Source organism: Actinomadura meridiana, assembly GCF_039537545.1.
Taxonomy (GTDB): domain Bacteria; phylum Actinomycetota; class Actinomycetes; order Streptosporangiales; family Streptosporangiaceae; genus Spirillospora; species Spirillospora meridiana.
Genome location: NZ_BAABAS010000006.1, coordinates 335,998 through 356,752, shown reverse-complemented (window position 1 = coordinate 356,752; position 20,755 = coordinate 335,998). Strand labels below are relative to the sequence as shown.

Sequence of the window (20,755 nt, the reverse complement as noted above, 5' to 3'; positions counted from 1 at the left end):
GGGGGTTCTAGGATGTGAAAGATGAGATTCTCGATCTCCATCCCCCAGGACCTGGACGACGGCGAGTTCGACCCGGCCGGTTTCCGCGCCTATCTGAGACGGGCCGAGGAACTCGGCTTCGACGGCGCCTGGACGCAGGAGCAGGTGCTCGGCTCGGCGGCGCGGTCGAGCCCGCTGGAGACCATGGTGTACGCGGCCGCGTGCACCGAACGGATCCGGCTGGGCTGCGCGGTGTTCGTGACCACGCTGCACAGCCCTCTCCAGCTCGCCAAGAGCCTCAGCACGCTGGACCAGCTCAGCCGCGGCCGCGTCGACGTGGGCGTGGGAGTCGGCGGGGGCGGCCCCTCGCTGGCGGCGTTCGCGGTCGATCCGGCGACCCGTGTCGCGCGGTTCACCGAAGGGCTGGAGTTGATGAAGGCGTGCTGGACGCAGCCTCGCATCACCTTCGACGGGCGTTTCTGGCAGGTCGACGGCGGTGCCATGGAGCCCAAGCCGTTCCAGAAGCCGCATCCTCCGGTGTGGTTCGGCGCCCGGCACCCGAACGCGCTGCGCCGCGCTGTACGGCACGGCGACGGCTTCTTCGGCGCCGGGTCGGCGACGACCGCCCAGTTCGTCGAGCAGATGGGGGTCGTCCGGGAGGCACTCGCGGAGCAGGAGCGCGATCCTGCCGGATTCTCTATCGCCAAGCGCGTCTACATCGGTGTGGACGACGACGCGGCCCGCGCCCAGAAGCGGTCGGCGGCGACCCTTCAGCGGTTCTACGCGCGGGACGACCTGCTCTCCGTGGCGGTGTTCGGCTCGGCCGACAAGTGCGCGGAGGAAGTGCGCGAGGTGATCGACGCGGGCGCCGAAATGGTGCTGTTCACCCCGCTGTTCGACGACGCGGAGCAGATGGAGCGCATCGCGGCCGAGGTCATGCCGCGGCTCTCTTAAGACCCGAGCCGGGGAGCCCGCGGAGGTATCGGGCTCCCCGGCGTTCAGGTGGCTCCTAGCGTGAGTGCCTGCGGAGGAACTTGCGCAGGGTGGGGTTGTAGTAGTCGGAACGTTCCCAGTGCGGCGCGTGACCGCATTCGTTGGCGACGGCCGTCTCGACGTTGCGGAAGTGCTTCGCCATGACGCGCTGCACCGACGGCGGGCTGTACAGGTCGCCGTCCGACCAGAGCAGCAGGGTGGGCACCCTCAGCCGCTCGACGTCGTCCCAGGTGGGGCTGTGCACGTTGCCCTGACCGACGTCGCTGGTATCGGCCCGGTCGTGGATCGCGTTCCAGGCCGCGACCCCTCCGGGGTTGAGCGCCCGGTAGGTGGGTCCGAGTTCGATGAAGTCGGTCGGGTTGTCGTGGAAACTCGGTGGCCGCAGCCGCTCGAGCATGTCCACGTACTCCTGGTTCTTGATTCCGGTCAGGCTCCCACTGAGCGAGAGGCTGAGAAGGCGGTCCTCGTAGGACAGGGCGTAGTCGAGCGCCACTCCCCCGCCCGCGGCCACCCCGACGAGGTGGAACCGGCGGATGCGAAGGTGCCGCACGAGGGCGTGCAGGTCCTCCGAACCCGTGCCGGGGTCGTCCGCGGAAGGCGCGCTCGACTTGTAGTAGCCGCGCCGGGAGTAGCCGATGACGCGGTACCCGGCCTTGGCGAAGTAGGGCTGCTGGTAGGGCCAGATCTCCCCGCTCCCGCTGCCGGGGTGCATGAAGATGACCGGCGTCCCCCGGCCTCCGGTGTCCCAGTACCACAGGCGTCCGCCGGGCACGGGCGCGTACCCCTCGGTCGCCGGGACCTGCGCCGGAATCGGAATGATCCGGAGTGGGGAGTCGGTCCGGGGGGCGCCGCCCGCGGAGGCGGTCCCACCGGAGACGGCGAAGGCCGCGCCGCCCGCCGCGAGCGCCGTGGCGCCTCCCAGCAGGCTCCTGCGGCCCATGCGCGGAACCGTCAGGGTCCGCTCGGGTCTGTGCTCGGGTCTGTCGTCGTTGGTCGTCACTCAAGACCTCCCAGATCTTGATATCGGGTGACTTCTCCCCCCGGAGTTCATGAGTGGGAGCACTTCGGGCAGGCGGTCGCGGGTGGCGGCGTACTCCCGGACGATCAGCTCGACGATGCGGGCGGCGGGCAGCACCGCGTCGACCAGCCCGGCCGACTGGCCCATCTCGACCTTGCCGCCGGTGACGTCGCCGTCGACGGCGGCGGTGCGCAGGCTGGACGCGGTGAACTCGGCGCGCCGCAGCTCCAGGTCGGCGCCCGCGTCCTCCAGCTCCCGCATCCGGTCGGCGAAGTCGTTGGACAGCACCCGGATCATCCCGAGGCCGCGGCCCACGGTCCGGGTGTCGCCGGTCCCTGCCGCGATGACGGCGTCCTTGTAGGACGGGTGCAGGTTCGACTCGGCGCTCGCGAGGAACCGGGTGCCGAACTGCGCGGCCCCGGCGCCGAGCGAGAGCGCGGCGGCGAGCCCGGCGCCGTCGGCGAACCCGCCCGAGGCGATGATCGGCACGTCGGGGAACCGCCGCGCCACGGCCCGGACGGTGACCAGCGTGGTCACGAGCCCGCCCGGCGGGTGGCCGCCCGCCTCGGCGCCGACGACGACGAGGGCGTCCACCCCGGCGTCGACCGCCTTGGCCGCGTGCTCCTCGTTGGCGACGACGTGCAGGCACAGCGTGCCGAGGTCCTTGAAGCGCTGGAGGTAGCGGCGCGGGCCGCCCTGCGAGCCGATCAGGATCGGGACGCGCCTGGCCGCCAGCAGGTCCATGACCTCGTCGGCGCCCTTGCGGTACAGCGGCAGGTTCACCGCGTAGGGCCGGTCGGTGCCCGCCGCGACCTCGTTGATCGTCCGGTCCAGGTCGGGGATCCGCATCGGGCCTGACGCGATCACGCCGAGCCCGCCCGCGTTGGACACCGCGAGCGGCAGCCGCGAGTTCGACGACGCCCACGACATGCCCGCCTGGACGATCGGCAGGTCGCAGCCCAGCAGGCGGGTGACGCTCGTGTCGATCCGGGCCGCGCCCGCGTCCATCGCGCTCACGCCTCCACCGAGTCGAGCAGCCGCTTCGCGTGGACGGCGAGATGCCGCTTCTGCACCTTCGAGCTGGCCGTCATGCCGAACTGCTCGAACCCGTCGATGACCCGGATGTGGCGCGGCACCTTGAAGCGGGCGAGGCGTTCGCGGACCCAGTCGGCGATCTCCTCCGGCTCCGCCTCGCAGCCCTCGGCCAGCACGACGAACGCGAACGGGACCTCCATCAGGCGCTCGTCGGGGACGCCGACCACCGCCGCCTGCTTGATCTTGGGATGGCTGTGCAGGACGTCCTCGACCTCCGTCGGCGACACGTTCTCGCCGCCGACGCGGATCAGCTCCTTGGCGCGTCCGACGAATTCGAGGCGGCCGTCGTCGCCGACCCGGCCGAGGTCGCCGGTGCGCAGCCAGCCGTCCGGCGACAGGGTCTCGGCGGTCTCGTCCGGCATGGCGAAGTAGCCGCGCATCACGTTCCAGCCCCGGACGAGGATCTCACCGACGTCCCCGGTGGGCAGGTCGCGCCCGGCCTCGGGGTCGTGGATCCGGACCTCGATGCCCGGTTCGGGCAGCATCCGGCCACTGGCGCGAACGTCCTCCGGCTCCCACCACGCGGACTGCGCCACGTTCGGCGACGCCTCGGACAGCCCGTAGCCGACGACGCACTCGGTCGCGCCCAGCTCGTCGATGATCCGCCGGACGACGGCGGGCGACGCCGCCGCCCACGCGCCCCGCAGCCGGAGGTGACGCCGGGGCCGGTCCGGGTGGTTCAGCAGCATCAGCGCGATGGTGTCGTTGCCGGAGAAGTGGGTGCAGCGCTCCTCCTCGATCAGGCGCAGCGCCTCACCGGCCTCGAACCGGTCCATCGTCACCACCGTGGCGGCGTGCTGGATGCTGGCCAGCACGGTCAGGGTGCTGCCCGCCGCGTGGAAGAACGGGCGCACGCTGTGGAAGCGGTCGCCCGCGCGCAGCCCCATCCGCCCGCCGGAGAAGAACCCGTCGGCGCACATGTTGAGCTGGGTCAGCAGGGCGCCCTTCGGACGGGACGTCGTGCCGGACGTGTACTGGATCAGCAGCACGTCGTCGGGCGTCCCGCACGGCTCGACCGGGACCGTTCCAGCGGCCTTGAAATCCTCCCAGGACCGACCGGCCGGGGGGACGTCGGCGGGCCCGTCCGCGCCGAGCACGACCACCGAGCGCAGGTCGGGCAGGTCGGCGTCCGGCAGCTCGGAGTCGACGGCGGGGCAGATCTCGCGGAGCACGGCGAGGAAGTCGATGGTGAGGAAGCGGTCGGCCAGGAACAGGATCGACGACCGCGACTGCCGCAGCGCGTACGCGATCTCCGGCGGCTGCCACCGGGTGTTGACGGGCACGGTCGTCGCGCCGAGCGAACCGATGGCGAGGAAGAGCGCGACCCACTCCGGGCTGTTGCCGAGGCAGACCGCCACATGGTCGCCGCGGCGGACCCCGGCGGCCGACAGCGCGGACCGGACGGTCGCGACCTCGGCGTCCAGCGCGGCGTAGGTGATCCGGCCGTGGGAGGCGACGACCGCCTCGACGTCCGGTCCGATGGTCACGGCCCGGCGCAGCGCGTCATGCACGGTCAACGGGCAGACGCCGTCGAGCATGTGTCCCGAAGTGGGGGTTCTTCCCATCGCTCAGTTCCCCTCCTGCGCCGTCGAGCGCGCCCTGCTCTCCCGCATGGCGGCCGCGAAGTCCTCCACGCCGCCGCGCCACCCGCCGTCGGCGAGGCAGCGTTCGATCGCCGACATCTCGATCCGGATGCCCTTGGCGAGGTCGGTCTCCGAGCCGAGGTCGATCGCCTGCTTGGTCAGCGCCATCGCCAGCCGGGGCGCGCCCGCGATCGTCGCCGCGATCTTCTCCCCGGCGGCGAGCAGCTCGGCGGCCGGCACCGTGCGCGCCACCAGGCCCACGTCGGCGGCCTCGTCCACCGGCATGACCCGGGACGTGAACAGCAGCTCCTTCGCGCGGCGCTTGCCGATGACCCGCTGGAGCCGTTGCGTCGCTCCCACCGTTCCCCAGTGCGCCTCGGGGAACCGGAACGTCGCGTCGTCGGCGGCCACGATGAAGTCGCACGACATCGCCATCTCCCCACCGGAGCCGACGACCGCGCCGTGCACCAGCGCCACCACGGGCTTCGAGCACCGCTCGATGGCCTCGTAGGCGGCGAAGGACGCGATGCGGCGGGCGCGCACCCAGTTCTCGTCCCGGCCGTCGCGCTCCTTCAGGTCGGCCCCCGCGCAGAACGCGGGGCCGTTCGCGCGCAGCAGGACGGTGCCGACGGAGTCGTCGGCGTCGAGGCGCGTGAACGCCTCGCTCAGGCCGTGGCACATGGGGAGGTTCAGCGCGTTGCGCGCCTCCGGCCTGTTCAGCACCACGTGCGCGACGCCGTCGGCCTCGCGCACCAGCACCGGTTCGTCTTCGGTCACCGCTAGATCGTCCCTTCGTCGTGGAGCCGGGCGATCTCGTCCCGGTCGAGGCCCAGCAGGTCGGCGAGCACGTCCTCGGTGTCGGCGCCGAGGAGCGGCGGGACGCCGGGTTCGGGGTAGTCGGCCCCGTCCAGGCGCAGCGGGGTCCGCAGGGCGGAGAACCGGCCCTCGGTGGGGTGGTCGAAGTGGCCGACCATGCCGCGCGCGCCGAGGTGCGGGTCGCTGAGCGCCTCGCGGGCGGACTTGACCTCGCCCACCGGGACGTCCACGGCCCGCAGCGCCTCCGCCAGCTCGTTCCGGGGACGGCGGCCGATGGCCTCGGCGAGCGCGGCGGTGACCCGTTCGCGCTGCGCGACCCGGCCCTCGTTGGCGGTGAGTTCGGGGTCGGCGGCCAGCTCGCCCAGGCCGAGCACCTCGCACAGCGGGCCCCAGTGCTGGTCGCTGCCGCTGATGTGCAGCCAGCCGCCGTCCGCGCACTGGAAGGCGGAGGACGGCACCCGCCCGGGATGCGCGGTGCCGGTGCGTCCCGGGTCCTCGTCGAGGGCGAAGATCCGGGCGGCGGCGAGGGCCAGCAGGCTCGCCTGGACGTCCATCATCGCCAGATCGACGTGCCCGCCGCGCCCGCCCCGCCGCCGCTCCATGAGCCCGGTCAGCGCGGAGATGACGATCCACAGCCCCGAGGTCAGGTCGGAGACCGGGATCCCGACCTTGGCGGGCGGGGTGTCGGGGTGTCCGGTCAGCGACATGATCCCGGACAGCGCCTGGAAGACGGTGTCGTAGCCCTTGCGGTCGGAGTACGGCCCTGACTGCCCGAAACCGGTGCTGGACACGTAGACCAGGCCCGGGTTCAGCGCGGCGAGCGCCTCGTAGCCGAGCCCGTACTTGTCCATCGTGCCGGGCATGAAGTTCTCGACCACGACGTCGGCGCGGCAGGCGAGGGCGCGGGCGATCTCCTGCCCGCGCGTGGTGCGCAGGTTGAGCGTCACCGACTTCTTGCCCCGGTTGAAGGCGAAGTAGTAGGCGCTCTCACCGGCGGGCAGCCGGGGCTCGAAGCTGCGGGACTCGTCGCCGCCGCCCGGCCGCTCCACCTTGATCACGTCGGCGCCGAGATCGGCGAGGATCTGGGTGGCGAACGGCCCGGCCAGCACCCGAGAGAAGTCGACGACGGTGATCCCGTCCAGCGGCCTCATCCTGCCGCCCCCCGGAACCCGCGCATGATCGTGTTGACGTCGCCGCCGGTCCGCATGGCCTCCGGAAAGGGCAGGTCGGCCACCCGGTAGAACAGGTCCTTGGCCGACGCCATCGCGAGCGGGCTCACCTCGGCCCAGCCCGCCGCGATCTCCAGTCCGGCGGCCTCGGCGTCGTCCGGCTCGGTGACCCGGTTGGCCAGACCCAACTCGGCCAGCTCCGCGCCGCCCAGGATGCGGCCGGTGCTGATCACCTCGAAGGCGAGCTTGCGGCCGAGGTTGCGTTGCAACCCGGTCATCACGATCGCCGGGACGATCGAGTGCTTCAGCTCCGGATACCCGAACTTGACGTCGGTCGCGGCGACCATCATGTCGCAGCCGATCGCCAGGCCCGCGCCGCCGCCCATGGCCGGGCCCCGCACCACCGACACGATGGGCTTCGGGAGCTGCTGGAGCAACATCTGGGTGCGGGTGGTCAGCTCGGCCCGCGCGATCACGGCGTGCTGGTCGGCGGGCGTGAGGTCGGCGAACTCCGACAGGTCGGCGCCCGCGCAGAAGCCCCGGCCCTTGCCGGTGAGGACGACCGCGCGCACCGCGTCGTCCTCACCGGCCGCTTTGAGCGCGTCGTGCAGGGCGCGCGTGAGTTCCGTGTCGAGCGCGTTGAGCTTGGCCGGCCGGTTCATCCGCAGGACCCGGACCGCGCCGCGATCCTCGGTGATCAGTACTCCGTGCTCAGACATTCTCCTCCACCTTCCCGCCGAACCTCCCGCCGATCAGGCCGAACCCGGCTCGGGCGACCATGCTGTGCAGGGGCCGGTCGAGTGCCTGCTCGCACCGTCGCGAGGCCGCCATGACCCCGTCCAGGTCGAGCCCGGTGTCGATTCCCTCGGACTCCAGCAGGTTGACCAGGTCCTCGGTGCAGACGTTCCCGGTCATGCCGCCGCCATAGTGGATCTGCGCGGGGTGCCCGCCGACGCCGCCGAGGGAGCTGTCGAAGTCGCGGCAGCCCGCCTCCAGCGCCGCGACGCAGTTCGCGAGCCCGCTGCCGCGGGTGTTGTGGAAGTGCGCGACGAGCGGGGTGTCGGGGATCTCGGACGAGATCCGGGTGAACATCGACCTGACCGTCGTCGGCGTCGCCAGGCCGGTCGTGTCGCCGAGGGTGACCAGGTCGACGCCGAGTTCGGCGAACCTGGCCGCGTCGGCGGCGACGACACCGGGGTCGACGGCGCCCTCGAAGGGGCAGCCGAACGCCACGGAGATCACGCCGACGAGCCGGAACCGGCCGGCGGCGAGCCGCACCATCTCGGTCACCCGTTCCCACTGACCGGCCCGCGTGCTGCGCATGTTGCGCTCGGTGTGCGACTCGGTCGCCGACACCAGCAGGCTCAGTTCGGTGGCGCCGTGACCGGCGTCGAGGTCGGTTATGGCGCGTTCCACGGCGCGCGGGTTGGGACACGTCGCCTTGTAGGCGACGCCCGCGGGCCTGGGCAGCCCGGCGAGTACCGTGCTCGCGTCGCGAAACGCGGGTACGCGCTCGGGATGGCTGTAGCTGGTCGCTTCGATCCGTGCGAAACCCGCCGCGGCGAAGGCGCCGATCAGGTCGATCTTCGCGTCGGTCGGGACGTACGTCTGTTCGTGCTGGAGCCCGTCGCGGGCGAAGCACTCGCAGATCGTGACGCGGTCGGCCATGCGAGTCCGCCTCCTTGCCTAGGGGAGCGTCGAGGTCATCACAGCAGGAATATAACCTACTGTTGACAACATCAACACCCGCCCCCGGCGACGGACCCTCACCGGTGGGGCCGAATCAGCGCTCCGAGCGCTCCAGCGCCTTGGCCAACGTGGCCAGCTTGCGCAGGGCGGAGTCGAGAACTTCCTGCTCAAGCGGGGTGAGGCAGACGAGGAAGGCGTTGTTGCGCTCGTTCGCGGCCCCGATGAGCCCGTGGTAGATCGACCGTCCACCACGGGTCAGCGTGAGCTGCGTGGTACGGCCGGGGCCCGGCTCCCGCTCGACCACGCCGGCCTCGGCCAGCTTGGCGGCGACCCTGCTCATCTGGGCCTTGTCCAGCCCGGCCAGCCGGGCCAGCCGGTTCACGGTCAGCGGTTCGTCGGCGCCGAGCAGCGCGATCGTGCGCCACTCCTGGAGGCTGACGTCGAATTCCCGCCGGTAGCGAAGGGCGGCGCTGCGGGACAGCGCGTTGGCCACCCGGTGCAGCCGGTACGACAGCAACTCCCTGATCGGAAGGAGTTCGGTCTCATCGGCGGCCGGATCCGCTGAGCGGGACGGTAGGGCGTTCATGCCCCCACTGTAAGGCGGCGCGGAGCTGGTGCGTTCCCTTCTCGCAAGGTGTTGACAAATACAACACCCAGCGATGAGACTGCTGCGAAATGGATTACGGTCGGCGTAACAGCAGGCACAGGGAGGTCCGCAACATGCCAGCAGACCCGTCAGCCACTCTGCTCATCGACGGAACGTGGCAAACGGCTGCCTCGACCTTCGACGTGACGGATCCCGCCACGCTGAAGGTCATCGCGAAAGTCGCCGACGCGGGGCCGGACGAGGCCCTCACGGCCCTCGCCGCCGCCGACCGGGCCGCCGAGCCCTGGCGCAGGGTGACCGCCGAGGAGCGCGCCGCCGCGCTGCGCGCGGCCGTCGCCAGGATCCGCGCCCAGGCCGACGCCCTCGCCGCCCTGATGACCAGCGAGAACGGCAAGCCGCTCGGCGAGTCCAAGGGCGAGGTGCTGGGCTCGGCCCGGATGCTCGAATGGGCCGCCGAGGAGTGCCGCCGCGCCAACGGACGCACCACCCCGGACGCCGCGGGCGGGCCCGCGATGGTGCTGCGCGTCCCGATCGGGCCGACGCTGGCGATCTCCCCGTGGAACTTCCCCGCGAGCATGCTGGTCCGCAAGGTCGGGCTGGCCCTCGCCGCGGGCTGTCCGGTGATCGTCAAGCCCGCGGAGCAGACCCCGCTGGTCGGCACCGAGCTGGTGCGCCTCATCAACGAGGCCGGGAACCTGCCCGCCGGGGTGCTCCAGTCGCTGACGACGTCCCGTCCCGGCGACGTCGCGGGCGCGCTGCTGAACGACCGCCGCCTCCGCAAGGTCAGCTTCACCGGCTCCACCGAGGTCGGGCTGAGCCTGCTCGCCTCGACCCGCGACCACCTGCGCCGGACGTCGCTGGAGATGGGCGGGCACTCCCCCGCCATCGTCCTGGACGACGCCGACCTGCCCGCCGCCGCCACCGCCGTCGCCGCCGCGAAGTTCGCCAACGCCGGACAGAGCTGCATCGCGATCAACCGGCTGTTCGTGCACCGGTCGGTCCACGACGAGTTCGTCTCGCTCCTGCTGGAGAAGGTGGCGGCGCTGCGCCTCGGGCACGGCGCCACCGAGGGCACCACCACCGGCCCCCTCATCGACTTCGGCGGGCTCGACAAGGTCGAACGGCACGTCGCCGACGCCGTCAAGCGCGGCGCGACCGTCGCGACCGGCGGCAGGCGCTGGACGCCCGACGACCCGGAGCTGACCGGCGCCTTCTACGAGCCGACCGTGCTGACCGGCGCGGACGACACCATGCTGATCAGCTCGGAGGAGACGTTCGGCCCGGTGCTGCCGATCTACGTCGTCGACGACGACGCGGAGGCGATCGAGCGCGCCAACGCCACCGACTACGGCCTGGCCGCCTACGTGTTCGGCTCCGGCCTGACGCGGGTGTGGCGGGCCGTCGACCAGCTCAGCTTCGGCGTGGTCGCGGTCAACGAACCGTTCCCCGTCCGGCCCGAGCTGCCGTTCGGCGGGATGAAGAACAGCGGGCTGGAGCGCGAGGGAGGCAGCGAGGGCATCGACGCCTACCTGGAGACCAAGTCCGTGGCGATCCGGCTCTGACAAGGGCCGTTCCGGGGGGCGTGGGGGGTCGTCCCCCCACAAGACAGGGCTCGTAACGAAAGGACTCTGAGGGCTAAACCATGGCGATCGAACAGCAGACCACGACCGAGACCGGGCGGGAGAACGGTGACCGCGCGCGGCGGCTCGCCGAGCTGGACGCCCGGACGGTCATCCACCCGCACAGCGTCATCGGCTCCCCCGCGGAGCCGATGATCCTGGAACGCGGGCAGGGGGCCGTGGTCTGGGACGTCAACGGCAAGTCCTACATCGACGGCACCTGCGGCCTGTGGCAGTGCCCGGTGGGGCACGGCCGCCGCGAGCTGGCGGACGCCGCCGCCGAGCAGATCGCCAAGCTGGAGTTCTACTCCTCGTTCGGCGACTACTCCAACGAGCCCTCGATCAGGCTGGCCGAACGCCTGCTGAACCTCGCGCCGCCGAACATGCGGCGGGTCTTCTTCACCAACGGCGGGTCGGAGGGCAACGAGACGGCCATCAAGCTGGCCCGGCTCGCCCACCACCACGCGGGCAGGCCGGAACGCTCCGTGATCCTCGCGCGCACCGGCGGTTACCACGGGATGGGCGGGGGTTCCCTCGCCGCCACCGGGATCGACCGGCTGCGCGAGGGTTACGGCCCGCTGATGCCCGGGATCGAGTTCCTCTCCAAGCCCCACGGGGTGCGCGGCGAGGACGTCACCGACACGCTGATCGCCGAGCTCGAGGAGCGCATCGAGCGGATCGGCGCGGACAGGATCGCGGCGTTCGTCGGCGAGCCCGTGCTCGGCGTCGGCGGCATGGTGCCGCCCCCGCCGGGCTACTGGCCGCGCGTCCAGGAAGTGCTGCGGCGGCACGGCATCCTGCTGATCCTGGACGAGATCGTCACCGCCTTCGGCCGGATCGGCCACTGGTTCGGCTGCGAGCGCTACGACGTCGAGCCGGACATCATCGTCACGGCGAAGGGCCTGTCCAGCGGGTACATTCCGATGGGAGCGGTCCTTGCCGGGGACCGCGTCCTGGACCTGGCGGACGGAGCGACGTTCCTGCACGGGTTCACCTACAACGGCCATCCCGTCGGCGCGGCGGTGGCACTGGCCAACATCGACATCCTGGAGCGCGAGGGGCTGCTCGCCGAGGCCGATCGTCTCGGTGGCCGCCTGCTCGACGCGCTGAAGCCGCTCGAAGGGCTCGACCACGTCCTCGAGGTTCGCGGCGTCGGGATGATGCTCGGCGTCGAGCTGGACCGCGGCGCGGACACCGCCGCCGCGACAGCCGGGGTTCAGGCGGCCGCCCGCGCGGACGGCGTGATCGTCCGCGCGTCCGGCACCACCATCGTCCTTTCACCACCGCTGGTGATCGACGAACAACAGTTGGACACGCTCGCAGGTGTCCTGACCGACCACGTCGCGGCGGCCTGACGGGGCAGGGCGCGCGTAACCCCGTTGCAACACTCCTGGAGGAGATCGTGGGGCGAAACATAAGTAAGAAAGGCACGGTGGTCCGGTTCGCGGCCGCCGGCCTGGCCGTGACCCTGGCGGCCTCGGCATGCAGCATCGGCGGTTCGAGCGGCGGTGGCGACGACGACTCGCTGACCTACGTCTCGACGGGAGCCCCGTTCCAGGACTACCAGGCCGAGGCGTGGCAGAAGCCGTTCACCGCCGAGACGGGCGTCAAGTTCCGCAACGACGGGCCCGTGGAGGAGGCGAAGATCAAGACGATGGTCGAGGCCGGCAAGGTGACCTGGGACGTCGTCGACACCACGCCCGCCGCGGCCGTGCAGTACTGCGGCAAGTACGTCGAGAAGCTCGACTTCTCGGTCATCGACAAGAGCAAGTTCCCGGCGGGGACCGTCGGTGACTGCGGCGTGCCGAACTTCTTCTACAGCACGATCTTCATGTTCAACAAGCAGAAGTACGGCGCGAACGCACCGACGAAGGCCGCCGACTTCTTCGACCTGAAGAAGTACCCGGGCAAGCGGATCGTCCCGCCGGAGATCTCGGTCGGCCTGCTGGAGTTCGCGCTGCTGGCCGACGGCGTCCCGAAGGACAAGCTGTACCCGCTGGACCTCGACCGGGCCTTCAAGAAGCTGGACACGATCAAGAAGGTGACCACCTTCGCGAAGACCTACGGCCAGATGCAGCAGATGATGGTCGACAAGCAGTTCGACATGGGTCTGATGCTCAACGCCCGCGCCTACCAGGGCCTCAAGGCCGGCGCGCCGTTCGGCGCCGTCTGGGACAGCACGATCGTGAACTGGAACGTTCTCGTGGTCCCGAAGGGGTCGCCGCACAAGGAGAACGCGATGAAGTTCATCGCCTCCGCGTCCGGGGACGAGCAGTCGGCGAAGCTGGCGGAGCTGGCCTCGGTGCTGCCGATCAACGAGAGCGTCCAGCCGAAGTTCGACCAGTACCAGCAGCAGCTCAACGCCTACGCGCCCGGACACAAGCAGAGCATCGTCCGGGCCGACGCGGACTGGTGGGGCAAGAACTTCGACCGGGTCACCGAACGCTACACCGCGTGGCTCTCGGGGTGACGCGGCGATGACCGCTCCGACCACATCGGCTCCGGCACCGGCGGCCAGCACCGCCGGTGCCGGCCCCGCCGGGCGGCCCAGGCGCGCGATGGCGGGCTGGTTCATCCTGCCCGCCACCGCGCTGCTCCTGGTGTTCTTCTGCTACCCGCTGGGCAACATCATCTGGCGCAGCTTCACCGACCCGTCCACCGGGTTCGGGAACTACACCAAGCTGCTGCACGACGGCGTCTCGGTGACGGTCCTGACCCGGACGCTCATCACCGGGCTGATCGTCGCGGCATGCACGCTCGTCATCGCCTACCCGTACGCCTACGCGATGACGCGGGTCAGCCCGCGCGCGCGGAACCTGATGACGGTGGTGGTGCTGCTGCCGTTCTGGACGTCGATGATGGCCCGCAACTTCGCCTGGTACATGCTGGAGCAGCGCGGCGGCCTGATCGACGACGCGTTCTCGGCCGTCGGCATCCACGGCGTCGTCCTGCTGGGCACGGTGTCCGGCGTGGCGGTCGCGATGGTGCAGGTCATGCTGCCGTTCATGGTGCTGCCGCTGTACAGCGGGATGGACGGCATCGACAAGCGGCTGCTGGACGCGGCGACCAGCCTCGGCGCGCCGCGCTGGCGGGCGTTCGCCCGGGTGTACCTGCCGCTGTCGATCCCGGCCGTGCTGTCGGGCTTCACGCTGGTGTTCATCCTGACGCTCGGGTTCTACGTGACCCCGGCGCTGCTGGGCTCGCCGCAGCAGTCCCTCGTCCCGCAACTGATCGCCACGCGCGTCAGCGACCTGCTCGACTTCGGCGGCGCGGGCGCGCTCGGCTCGGTGCTGCTGGTGGTGACGCTGCTGGCGCTGTTCGTCGTGTCGAGGTTCGCCAACCTCTCGTCCACCACCGAGAAGGCGGTGACCAATGAGTGAGAGCACACCCGCCCTCAAGACCGCGAACACGGCCGGGCCCGGCATGCGGGTCAGGCGGGACGGCGGCCTCGGCTGGGGCCTGAAGGCCATGGTCGGCCTGGTCGGGCTGATCCTGGTCGCGCCGACGGCGGTCGTCATCCCGATGAGCTTCTCCGGCGGCGCCACCTTCCAGTTCCCGCCGGAGAACTGGTCGCTGCGCTGGTACGAGTCGTTCTTCACGTCCGAGCGGTGGATGCGCTCGCTGCTGACGTCCGTGCAGATCGGGCTGCTCGTGGCGGTGACCACGACCATCCTCGGCGTCGCGGCGGCGTTCGGCCTGAACCGGACGAGGTTCCGCGGCCGGGGCGCGATCAGGTCGCTGATGCTGGCGCCGCTGATCGTGCCGAGCATCGTGGTCGCGGTCGCGATCTACGGCGTGTTCCTGAAGTGGCACCTGAACGGCACGCCGATCGGGTTCGTCACCGCGCACACCATCATGGCGCTGCCGTTCGTGATCACGGTCATGGCGACCAGCCTCGCCGGGTACGACCGGACGCTCGACACGGCCGCCGCGACGCTCGGCGCCACGCCGCTGAAGACGTTCTTCCGGATCACGGTGCCGCTGGTGGCGCCGGGCGTGATGTCGGGGTTCGTCTTCGCGTTCGTCATGTCGCTCGACGAGGTCGTCGTCGCGCTGTTCCTCCAGACGCCCGACATCCAGACGCTGCCGGTCCAGATGTACAACTCCATCACCCTGGAGGTGGACCCGACGATCGCGGCGGCGTCCAGCCTGATGGTGGTGGTGACCAGCTTCGTCCTGCTGATGCCGCAGTTCGTTCGCCGCAAGCGGAGCACATCATGAGCAAAAACGACCAGAGCACCAGCCACGGGATCCGGATCGCGGGCGTTTCGAAGGTCTACTCGGGCACGTCCCGGGCCGCCGTCGACGACGTCTCCCTGGACATCGCGCCCGGCGAGTTCATCACCCTGCTCGGCCCGTCGGGCTCGGGCAAGACGACGATGCTGTCGATGCTCGCCGGGTTCGTCTCGGTGTCCGCCGGGAAGATCGAGATCGACGGTCACGACGTGTCCCGGCAGAAGCCCCACAAGCGGAACCTCGGCGTCGTGTTCCAGCAGTACGCGCTGTTCCCGCACATGAACGTCGCGAAGAACGTGGCGTTCCCGCTCCAGCAGCGGCGGATGCCGAAGGCGGAGATCGCGGCCAAGGTCGACGAGGCGCTCAAGCTCGTCCACCTGGAGGAGTACGCGAACCGGCTGCCGAACCAGCTGTCCGGCGGTCAGCAGCAGCGCGTGGCGCTCGCCCGCGCGGTGGTGTACCGGCCGCGCGCCCTGCTGATGGACGAGCCGCTCGGCGCCCTCGACCGCAAGCTCCGCGACGAGCTCCAGCGCGAGATCGCCCGGATGCACCGCGAGCTGGGCATGACGTTCATCTTCGTCACGCACGACCAGCACGAGGCGCTCACGCTGTCCGACCGGATCGCGGTGTTCAACGAGGGCCGCATCGAGCAGGTCGGCACACCGTCCGACCTGTACGAGCGGCCGGAGACGCTGTTCGTGGCGCAGTTCCTCGGCGAGTCCACGTGCTTTCGCGGCACCGTGGACGTCTCGGCGGGCGTGCTGCGCTGCGGCGGCTTCACGCCCCGGGCGCCGCGCCTGGACGCCGGGCTCGACGGCAGCGACGGCGTCGCCGTCATCCGGCCCGAGCGGCTGGAGCTGCACACCGACGCGGCGGCGGTGCCGGACGGACACAACCAGGTCCGCGCCACCGTCACCGAGATCGTCTACGTCGGCAACCACCACCAGGTGGGGCTGCGGTTCACCGACGGAACCAGCGGCTCGGCCATGCGCCTTGCCGGACGCGACCTGCCCGCCGTACCCGGCGAGGAGATCACCGTGAGCTGGGACCCCGAGCACCAGTCGATCGTGGCCGACCCCGACGACGAGCCGTCCCGGGCCGCCTCCGGCAAGCCGGTGGGCGCGCCCGCCGCCACCTGACCCGTACCCCCGTCCACCCGTACCGCCGATCAGAGGAGTCACCGACCCATGGCAGTCCAGTCCGGCCTCGACGAGCGTTTCGAGCGGATCACCGCGGGCGTCCCCGACCTCGCCGACGAGCGGCTCGGGGACGTGCTGCGCGACCGCTACGGATTGGCGGCCGCCTCGCTGCGGCCGCTGGCGGGCGAGACGGACCGCAACACCCATGTCGTGGACGGCGACGGCGCCGAGTACGTCCTGAAGGTCAGCGGTCCGGCCGACCGCCGGGCGATCGAGTTCCAGGCGGCGCTGCTGGCGCACCTGGCCGAACACGACCCGGGCCTGGTGGTCCCCAGGACCGTGCCTGACGTGTCGGGCGCGCCCGTCACGTCCGTGCGGGACGGGGGCCGCGACCTGCCGGTCCGGCTGCTGACCTGGGTTCCGGGCGTGCCGCTGGCCGAGGTGGGCCGCCGGTCGCCGGAGCTGCTCGCCGACGTCGGCGGCGCGGCCGGGCGGCTCGCGGCGGCGACGGCGGCGTTCGTCCACCCCGATCCCCCGGCGCCGCACTACTGGGAGTTCCCGCACGCGGACGCGGTGCTGGAGGCGTCACTCGGGCACGTCACCGAGCCGGAACTGCGCGACGCGGCCACCGCGCTCGGCGACCGGTTCGGGCCGCTGCTCGCCGCGCGGCTCCGTGAACTGCCCACGGCGGTCGTGCACCACGATCTGAACGCCTTCAACGTGCTGGTCCGCCGCGAGGGCGGGCGGCGCCGCGTCTCCGGCGTGATCGACTTCGGGGACGCGCTGCCGACCGCGCGGATCGCCGACCTGGCCGTGCTGGCGTCGAGCGTGATGCGAGGCGCCGACCAGCCGCTCACGGTCGCCGCGACGCTCGCCGCCGCGTACCACGCGGCGTGCCCGCTCTCGGAAGAAGAGCTGGACCTGCTGTTCCCGCTGATCGCCGTGCGGTCGGCGACGGTCGCGGTCACCGCCGCCCGGCTCGACGCCGAGCGGCGGCACGGCGACCCCCGGCACCGGTCGGCGGCGGCCGCCGACCTGGTGCGTTCGCTGGCGGCGGTGCCGCCGGAGCTGGGGCGCGCGACGGTCCGGCACGCCTGCGGGCTGCCCGCGCATCCGGCGTCCCCGGCGGTCGCGACCTGGCTGGCGGGCAACGCCGCGTCGGCGGTGCCGCCGGTGGAGGGCACGCTCACGGCGGTCGACCTCGGCGCCTCGTCCGACGTCTTCGACGGCGTCGACCCTCGCGAGCACGGCGCGCTGCGCACGGCCGCGACCACCGAGATCCTCGCCCGCCGTCCGGCCGTGGCGGTGGGACGCCACGGCGAACCGCGTTTCCTGGAGCCGGGACGGCGCCACGACGGCGGACCGGACGAGCCCGCCAACGTGCACCTCGGCATCGACCTGTTCGCGGGGGCCGGCACGTCCGTCCGGGCGCCGCTGCCCGGCGTGGTGGAGGAGCCCACCGCCGGAGTCGATCTCGTGCTGCTGCACGAGCCCGCCGACGGCGTCCGCTTCCGGACGCTCTACACGGGCCTGACCGGCGCCGCCGCACCGGGCGAGAACATCGAGGCGGGCGCGACGATCGGCCGGATCGCGCCGAGCACCGAACTGCCACCGCACGTCCGCGTCCAGGTGGCGGCCGCCCCGCTCGACGGCTGGGCGGCCGTGCCCGAGGGCGTCCCCTACTCCGAGTCGGCGCTGTGGCAGGGACTGTTCCCCGACCCGACGCCGCTGCTCGGCACCCAGGACGCGGTCGCCGCGTGGACGCCGGTGATCGGCAGGTCGCTCCAGGGCCGCCGCACGCACCTGCCCGACAGCCACCCGATGTACTTCCAGCGTCCGATCGCGATGGCCAGGGCCAGAGACACCCGGTTCTACGACGAGGAGGGCCGCTCCTACCTGGACGCCCTCAACAACGTGACCCTCGTCGGCCACGGCCATCCGCGGCTCGTGAACGTCGCGGCCCGCCAGCTCAGCAGGCTCAACACCAACACCCGGTTCGTGTACGACGAGCTGACCGAGTACGCCGAACGGCTCACCGCGACGCTGCCGGACGGCCTGGACGTCGTCTACTTCGTCAACTCCGGCAGCGAGGCCAACGACCTGGCGCTGCGGATGTCCCGCTACCTGACCAAACGGGACGACATCGTCATCATCGACGACGCCTACCACGGCTACACCTCGGTGGTGTCCGACGTGAGCCCGTCCCGGTACAAGCACTACGGCAAGCCGGACACCACGCACCCGACCCCCGTCCCCGACCGGTACCGGGGCGCGTACGGCTACGACGACCCGGACGCGGGCGCCAAGTACGCACAGCACGTCATCGACGAGTTCGACCGGCTGGCCGCCGAGGGCCGCGCGCCCGCCGCGTACCTGTTCGAGGCGCTGCTGGCGGGCGGCGGGCAGGTCGTCCTGCCGCCCGGCTACCTGGCGCCGATCTTCGCCGCCGCCCGCGAGCGCGGCGCGCTGACGATCGCCGACGAGGTCCAGGTCGGCTTCGGACGGCTCGGCGAGGCGTTCTGGGGCTTCCAGACGCAGGGCCCGGACGTCGTCCCCGACTTCGTGACCATGGGCAAGGCGATGGGCAACGGGTTCCCGGTGGCGGCGATGGTCACCACCCGGGAGATCTCCCGCGCGTTCGACCCGACCGGCCGCTTCTTCTCCACCTACGGCGGCAACCCGGTCGCCTGCGCGGTCGGCCTCGAACTCCTGAAGGTCGTCGACGACGAGGGGCTCCAGCACAACGCGCTCGTCGTCGGCCAGTACCTGCGGGACCGGCTCACCGCGCTCGCCGACCGGCACCCGCTGATCGGGGACGTGCGCGGCCAGGGCTTCTACAGCGGCGTCGAGTTCGTCCTCGACCGGGACACGAAGGAGCCCGCGTCGAAGGAGACGCTGCTCATCTGCGAGCGGCTCAAGGACCGGGGCGTCCTGGTGTATCCGACGGGCCCGGCCTGGAACATCCTCAAGCTCAAGCCGCCGCTCACGTTCACGCGGGCGGACGCCGACGACTTCACCGACACATTGGACGACGTACTCGAGACGGGCTGGTGACATGGCTGACCACGCGGACATGATCCTCACGGGCGGCCGGGTGCTGACCGTCGACGCGGGATTCACGGTCGCCAGCGCCGTCGCGATCTCCGGGGACCGGATCACGGCCGTCGGCGACGACGACCGGGTCCGCGCGCTCGCGGGCCCGGCCACCGAGGTCGTCGACCTCGCCGGACGGACGGCGCTGCCCGGAATCAACGACGCCCACCTGCACCTGGCCATGTTCGGCCTGGCCGGGCCGCCCTACTGCGTCGACCTCAACGGCGTCGACTCGCTCGACGCGCTGAACGACGCGCTCACCGACGGGCCGATCGGCCCCGGCGGCAGCCAGTGGCTGATCGGCGAGGGCTGGCGCGAGGCGAACATCCCCGAGTTCGACGCCGCCGTGCCCGGCCCGCACCGCTCCCTCATCGACACCGTCACCGCCGACCGGCCGACCGTCCTGCACCACGCGTCCCGGCACTCGGTGCTGGTCAACACGGCGGCGCTGCGGATCGCGGGCATCACCCGCGACACCCCGGACCCGGAGGGCGGACGGATCGTCCGCGGCACCGACGGCGAGCCCACCGGCCTGCTCCTCGAAGGGGCGAAGGGGCTGATCACCCAGTACGTCCCCGACCACTCCGAGAAGGAGCGGCTGGACGCGATCGAGTCGGCGATGCGCAAGCTCAACGCGCTGGGCATCACCAGCGTCACCGACCCGATCGTCTGGCCCGAGCTGCTGCGCGACTACACCTCGCTGCGCCGTGACGGCCGGATGTCCGTCCGGGTCAACGCGCTGCTGCACTGGGACTGGCCGTCCCCCGCCAGCACGTCGGAGCGGCTGGAGACGGCGCTCGGCTTCGCCGGGCTGTCCACCGGGCTCGGCGACGACTGGCTGCGGATCGGCGGCGCCAAGCTGTTCGCGGACGGCGTCCCCACCCAGTGCACGGCGTGGCTGCACGGCGAGTACCCGTCCGGCGGGCACGGTCACCTCATCACGGCGGGCGGCGACGACGACGCCCGCTACGAGGAACTGCTCCGCATGATCGAGCTGGCGCACCGCAACCGGCTCCAGGTGCAGGTGCACGTCACCGGCGACCGGGCGGCGGACGCGGCCACCGACGGGCTGATCGGCGCGCTCAAGGCCGACCCGTGGCCGGACGCGCGGCACGCGCTGATCCACGGCACGCTGCTGTCCGAGGAGTCCTACGCGAGGCTCGCCGAGCACGACATCAGCGTGATCACCAGCTCGCTGATGAAGTCGCACAGCGGCGCGTCAATGACCCGCGCGATCGGCGCTGACCGGTGGTCGCGGGCGTTCCCGGCGGGCGCGCTGCTCAAGGCGGGCGTGCACGTCGCCGACAGCTCCGACGCGCCGATCACGTTCCCGGACTGGCTGCGCGGCATCGCCACGTTCGCGGGCGCCGAGCCGGGCCCGTTCTCCGACGTGCCGCGCGACCTGCGCCTGACCCGCGAGCAGGCGATCCGGCTGTGGACCACGGCGGGCGCCTACCTGGAGAACGCCGAGGACCGGAAGGGCACCCTCACCCCGGGCAGCCTCGCCGACCTCGTCGTCCTCGACGGCGACCTCCTCAAGGCCGACGACGGGGCGCTGCAACGGCTTACGCCGACGCTCACCATCGCGGGCGGACGGGTCGTCCACACCGCTTGATCAACACCGCGACACCGCCTGACCACCGGTCCTGACGCGGGACGTCCGCTATGCGACACGGGCAAGTCAGATAGGGCTCCGAATCGAACGACGGTGCGATGATC

General features: G+C 71.7%; 17 protein-coding genes. 9 read left to right on the top strand and 8 right to left on the bottom strand.

Going from position 1 to position 20,755, the window contains the following annotated elements; all coding sequences use genetic code 11:
* Window positions 1-21 precede the first annotated feature (21 nt).
* Complete coding sequence (locus ABD808_RS14945) at window positions 22-933, top strand: LLM class flavin-dependent oxidoreductase (protein ID WP_344896266.1); 912 nt, start codon at window positions 22-24, stop codon at window positions 931-933.
* A gap of 55 nt (window positions 934-988) precedes the next feature.
* Here the strand turns inward: ABD808_RS14945 and ABD808_RS14940 are convergent, their stop codons facing one another.
* From ABD808_RS14940 to ABD808_RS14905, 8 genes are all read right to left on the bottom strand, one after another.
* Window positions 989-1,972 (bottom strand): alpha/beta fold hydrolase, encoded by a 984-nt coding sequence (locus ABD808_RS14940; protein WP_344896263.1) that lies wholly within the window; start codon window positions 1,970-1,972, stop codon window positions 989-991.
* A complete protein-coding gene (locus ABD808_RS14935; protein WP_344897935.1) occupies window positions 1,973-2,998 on the bottom strand; it encodes an NAD(P)H-dependent flavin oxidoreductase in 1,026 nt (341 codons plus the stop codon).
* A 5-nt stretch (window positions 2,999-3,003) separates the two neighbouring features.
* Window positions 3,004-4,650, bottom strand: a complete 1,647-nt coding sequence (locus ABD808_RS14930) for an AMP-binding protein (protein ID WP_344896260.1) — start codon at window positions 4,648-4,650, stop codon at window positions 3,004-3,006.
* Between the two features lie 3 nt (window positions 4,651-4,653).
* The gene (locus tag ABD808_RS14925; RefSeq protein WP_344896258.1) at window positions 4,654-5,445 is read right to left on the bottom strand and encodes an enoyl-CoA hydratase/isomerase family protein; all 792 of its coding nucleotides are present in this window, start codon (window positions 5,443-5,445) and stop codon (window positions 4,654-4,656) included.
* Window positions 5,446-5,447: 2 nt separating this feature from the next.
* Window positions 5,448-6,635, bottom strand: coding sequence for a CaiB/BaiF CoA transferase family protein (locus tag ABD808_RS14920; protein ID WP_344896256.1), 1,188 nt, complete (start codon window positions 6,633-6,635; stop codon window positions 5,448-5,450).
* On the bottom strand, window positions 6,632-7,372 hold the full coding sequence (locus ABD808_RS14915; RefSeq protein WP_344896253.1) for an enoyl-CoA hydratase/isomerase family protein: 741 nt from the start codon (window positions 7,370-7,372) through the stop codon (window positions 6,632-6,634). Before ABD808_RS14915 ends, ABD808_RS14920 begins: the two co-directional genes overlap by 4 nt.
* Window positions 7,365-8,321, bottom strand: coding sequence for a hydroxymethylglutaryl-CoA lyase (locus tag ABD808_RS14910; protein ID WP_344896251.1), 957 nt, complete (start codon window positions 8,319-8,321; stop codon window positions 7,365-7,367). The genes ABD808_RS14915 and ABD808_RS14910 overlap by 8 nt, the downstream gene beginning before the upstream one ends.
* A 115-nt stretch (window positions 8,322-8,436) precedes the next feature.
* Window positions 8,437-8,928, bottom strand: coding sequence for a MarR family winged helix-turn-helix transcriptional regulator (locus ABD808_RS14905; protein ID WP_344896247.1), 492 nt, complete (start codon window positions 8,926-8,928; stop codon window positions 8,437-8,439).
* Window positions 8,929-9,062: 134 nt separating this feature from the next.
* Here ABD808_RS14905 and ABD808_RS14900 point away from each other — a divergent pair, with 134 nt between their 5' ends.
* From ABD808_RS14900 to ABD808_RS14865, 8 genes are all read left to right on the top strand, one after another.
* Window positions 9,063-10,511 (top strand): NAD-dependent succinate-semialdehyde dehydrogenase, encoded by a 1,449-nt coding sequence (locus tag ABD808_RS14900; protein WP_344896244.1) that lies wholly within the window; start codon window positions 9,063-9,065, stop codon window positions 10,509-10,511.
* An 80-nt stretch (window positions 10,512-10,591) separates the two neighbouring features.
* Window positions 10,592-11,923, top strand: coding sequence for an aminotransferase family protein (locus ABD808_RS14895; protein ID WP_344896241.1), 1,332 nt, complete (start codon window positions 10,592-10,594; stop codon window positions 11,921-11,923).
* 77 nt (window positions 11,924-12,000) lie between these two features.
* The gene (locus ABD808_RS14890) at window positions 12,001-13,038 is read left to right on the top strand and encodes an ABC transporter substrate-binding protein (RefSeq protein WP_344896238.1); all 1,038 of its coding nucleotides are present in this window, start codon (window positions 12,001-12,003) and stop codon (window positions 13,036-13,038) included.
* Window positions 13,039-13,045: 7 nt separating this feature from the next.
* Window positions 13,046-13,948 (top strand): ABC transporter permease, encoded by a 903-nt coding sequence (locus ABD808_RS14885; protein ID WP_344896235.1) that lies wholly within the window; start codon window positions 13,046-13,048, stop codon window positions 13,946-13,948.
* Window positions 13,941-14,789, top strand: a complete 849-nt coding sequence (locus tag ABD808_RS14880) for an ABC transporter permease (protein ID WP_344896232.1) — start codon at window positions 13,941-13,943, stop codon at window positions 14,787-14,789. Before ABD808_RS14885 ends, ABD808_RS14880 begins: the two co-directional genes overlap by 8 nt.
* Window positions 14,786-15,943, top strand: a complete 1,158-nt coding sequence (locus tag ABD808_RS14875; protein WP_344896229.1) for an ABC transporter ATP-binding protein — start codon at window positions 14,786-14,788, stop codon at window positions 15,941-15,943. Before ABD808_RS14880 ends, ABD808_RS14875 begins: the two co-directional genes overlap by 4 nt.
* Before the next feature lie 48 nt (window positions 15,944-15,991).
* Window positions 15,992-18,997 (top strand): aminotransferase class III-fold pyridoxal phosphate-dependent enzyme, encoded by a 3,006-nt coding sequence (locus ABD808_RS14870; protein WP_344896226.1) that lies wholly within the window; start codon window positions 15,992-15,994, stop codon window positions 18,995-18,997.
* Between the two features lies 1 nt (window position 18,998).
* Window positions 18,999-20,651: an amidohydrolase gene (locus tag ABD808_RS14865; protein WP_344896223.1), complete on the top strand. Its 1,653-nt coding sequence runs from the start codon at window positions 18,999-19,001 to the stop codon at window positions 20,649-20,651.
* The last annotated feature ends 104 nt before the right edge of the window (window positions 20,652-20,755 follow it).

Excerpts from the sequence above, each read along its gene's own strand:
- ABD808_RS14930 (WP_344896260.1), bottom strand. The coding sequence starts at position 4,650 with ATGGGAAGAACCCCCACTTCGGGACACATGCTCGACGGCGTCTGCCCG.
- ABD808_RS14880 (WP_344896232.1), top strand. The coding sequence starts at position 13,941 with ATGAGTGAGAGCACACCCGCCCTCAAGACCGCGAACACGGCCGGGCCC.
- ABD808_RS14935 (WP_344897935.1), bottom strand. The coding sequence starts at position 2,998 with ATGGACGCGGGCGCGGCCCGGATCGACACGAGCGTCACCCGCCTGCTG.
- ABD808_RS14900 (WP_344896244.1), top strand. The coding sequence starts at position 9,063 with ATGCCAGCAGACCCGTCAGCCACTCTGCTCATCGACGGAACGTGGCAA.
- ABD808_RS14945 (WP_344896266.1), top strand. The coding sequence starts at position 22 with ATGAGATTCTCGATCTCCATCCCCCAGGACCTGGACGACGGCGAGTTC.
- ABD808_RS14895 (WP_344896241.1), top strand. The coding sequence starts at position 10,592 with ATGGCGATCGAACAGCAGACCACGACCGAGACCGGGCGGGAGAACGGT.
- ABD808_RS14875 (WP_344896229.1), top strand. The coding sequence starts at position 14,786 with ATGAGCAAAAACGACCAGAGCACCAGCCACGGGATCCGGATCGCGGGC.
- ABD808_RS14905 (WP_344896247.1), bottom strand. The coding sequence starts at position 8,928 with ATGAACGCCCTACCGTCCCGCTCAGCGGATCCGGCCGCCGATGAGACC.
- ABD808_RS14915 (WP_344896253.1), bottom strand. The coding sequence starts at position 7,372 with ATGTCTGAGCACGGAGTACTGATCACCGAGGATCGCGGCGCGGTCCGG.
- ABD808_RS14920 (WP_344896256.1), bottom strand. The coding sequence starts at position 6,635 with ATGAGGCCGCTGGACGGGATCACCGTCGTCGACTTCTCTCGGGTGCTG.
- ABD808_RS14910 (WP_344896251.1), bottom strand. The coding sequence starts at position 8,321 with ATGGCCGACCGCGTCACGATCTGCGAGTGCTTCGCCCGCGACGGGCTC.
- ABD808_RS14885 (WP_344896235.1), top strand. The coding sequence starts at position 13,046 with ATGACCGCTCCGACCACATCGGCTCCGGCACCGGCGGCCAGCACCGCC.
- ABD808_RS14865 (WP_344896223.1), top strand. The coding sequence starts at position 18,999 with ATGGCTGACCACGCGGACATGATCCTCACGGGCGGCCGGGTGCTGACC.
- ABD808_RS14870 (WP_344896226.1), top strand. The coding sequence starts at position 15,992 with ATGGCAGTCCAGTCCGGCCTCGACGAGCGTTTCGAGCGGATCACCGCG.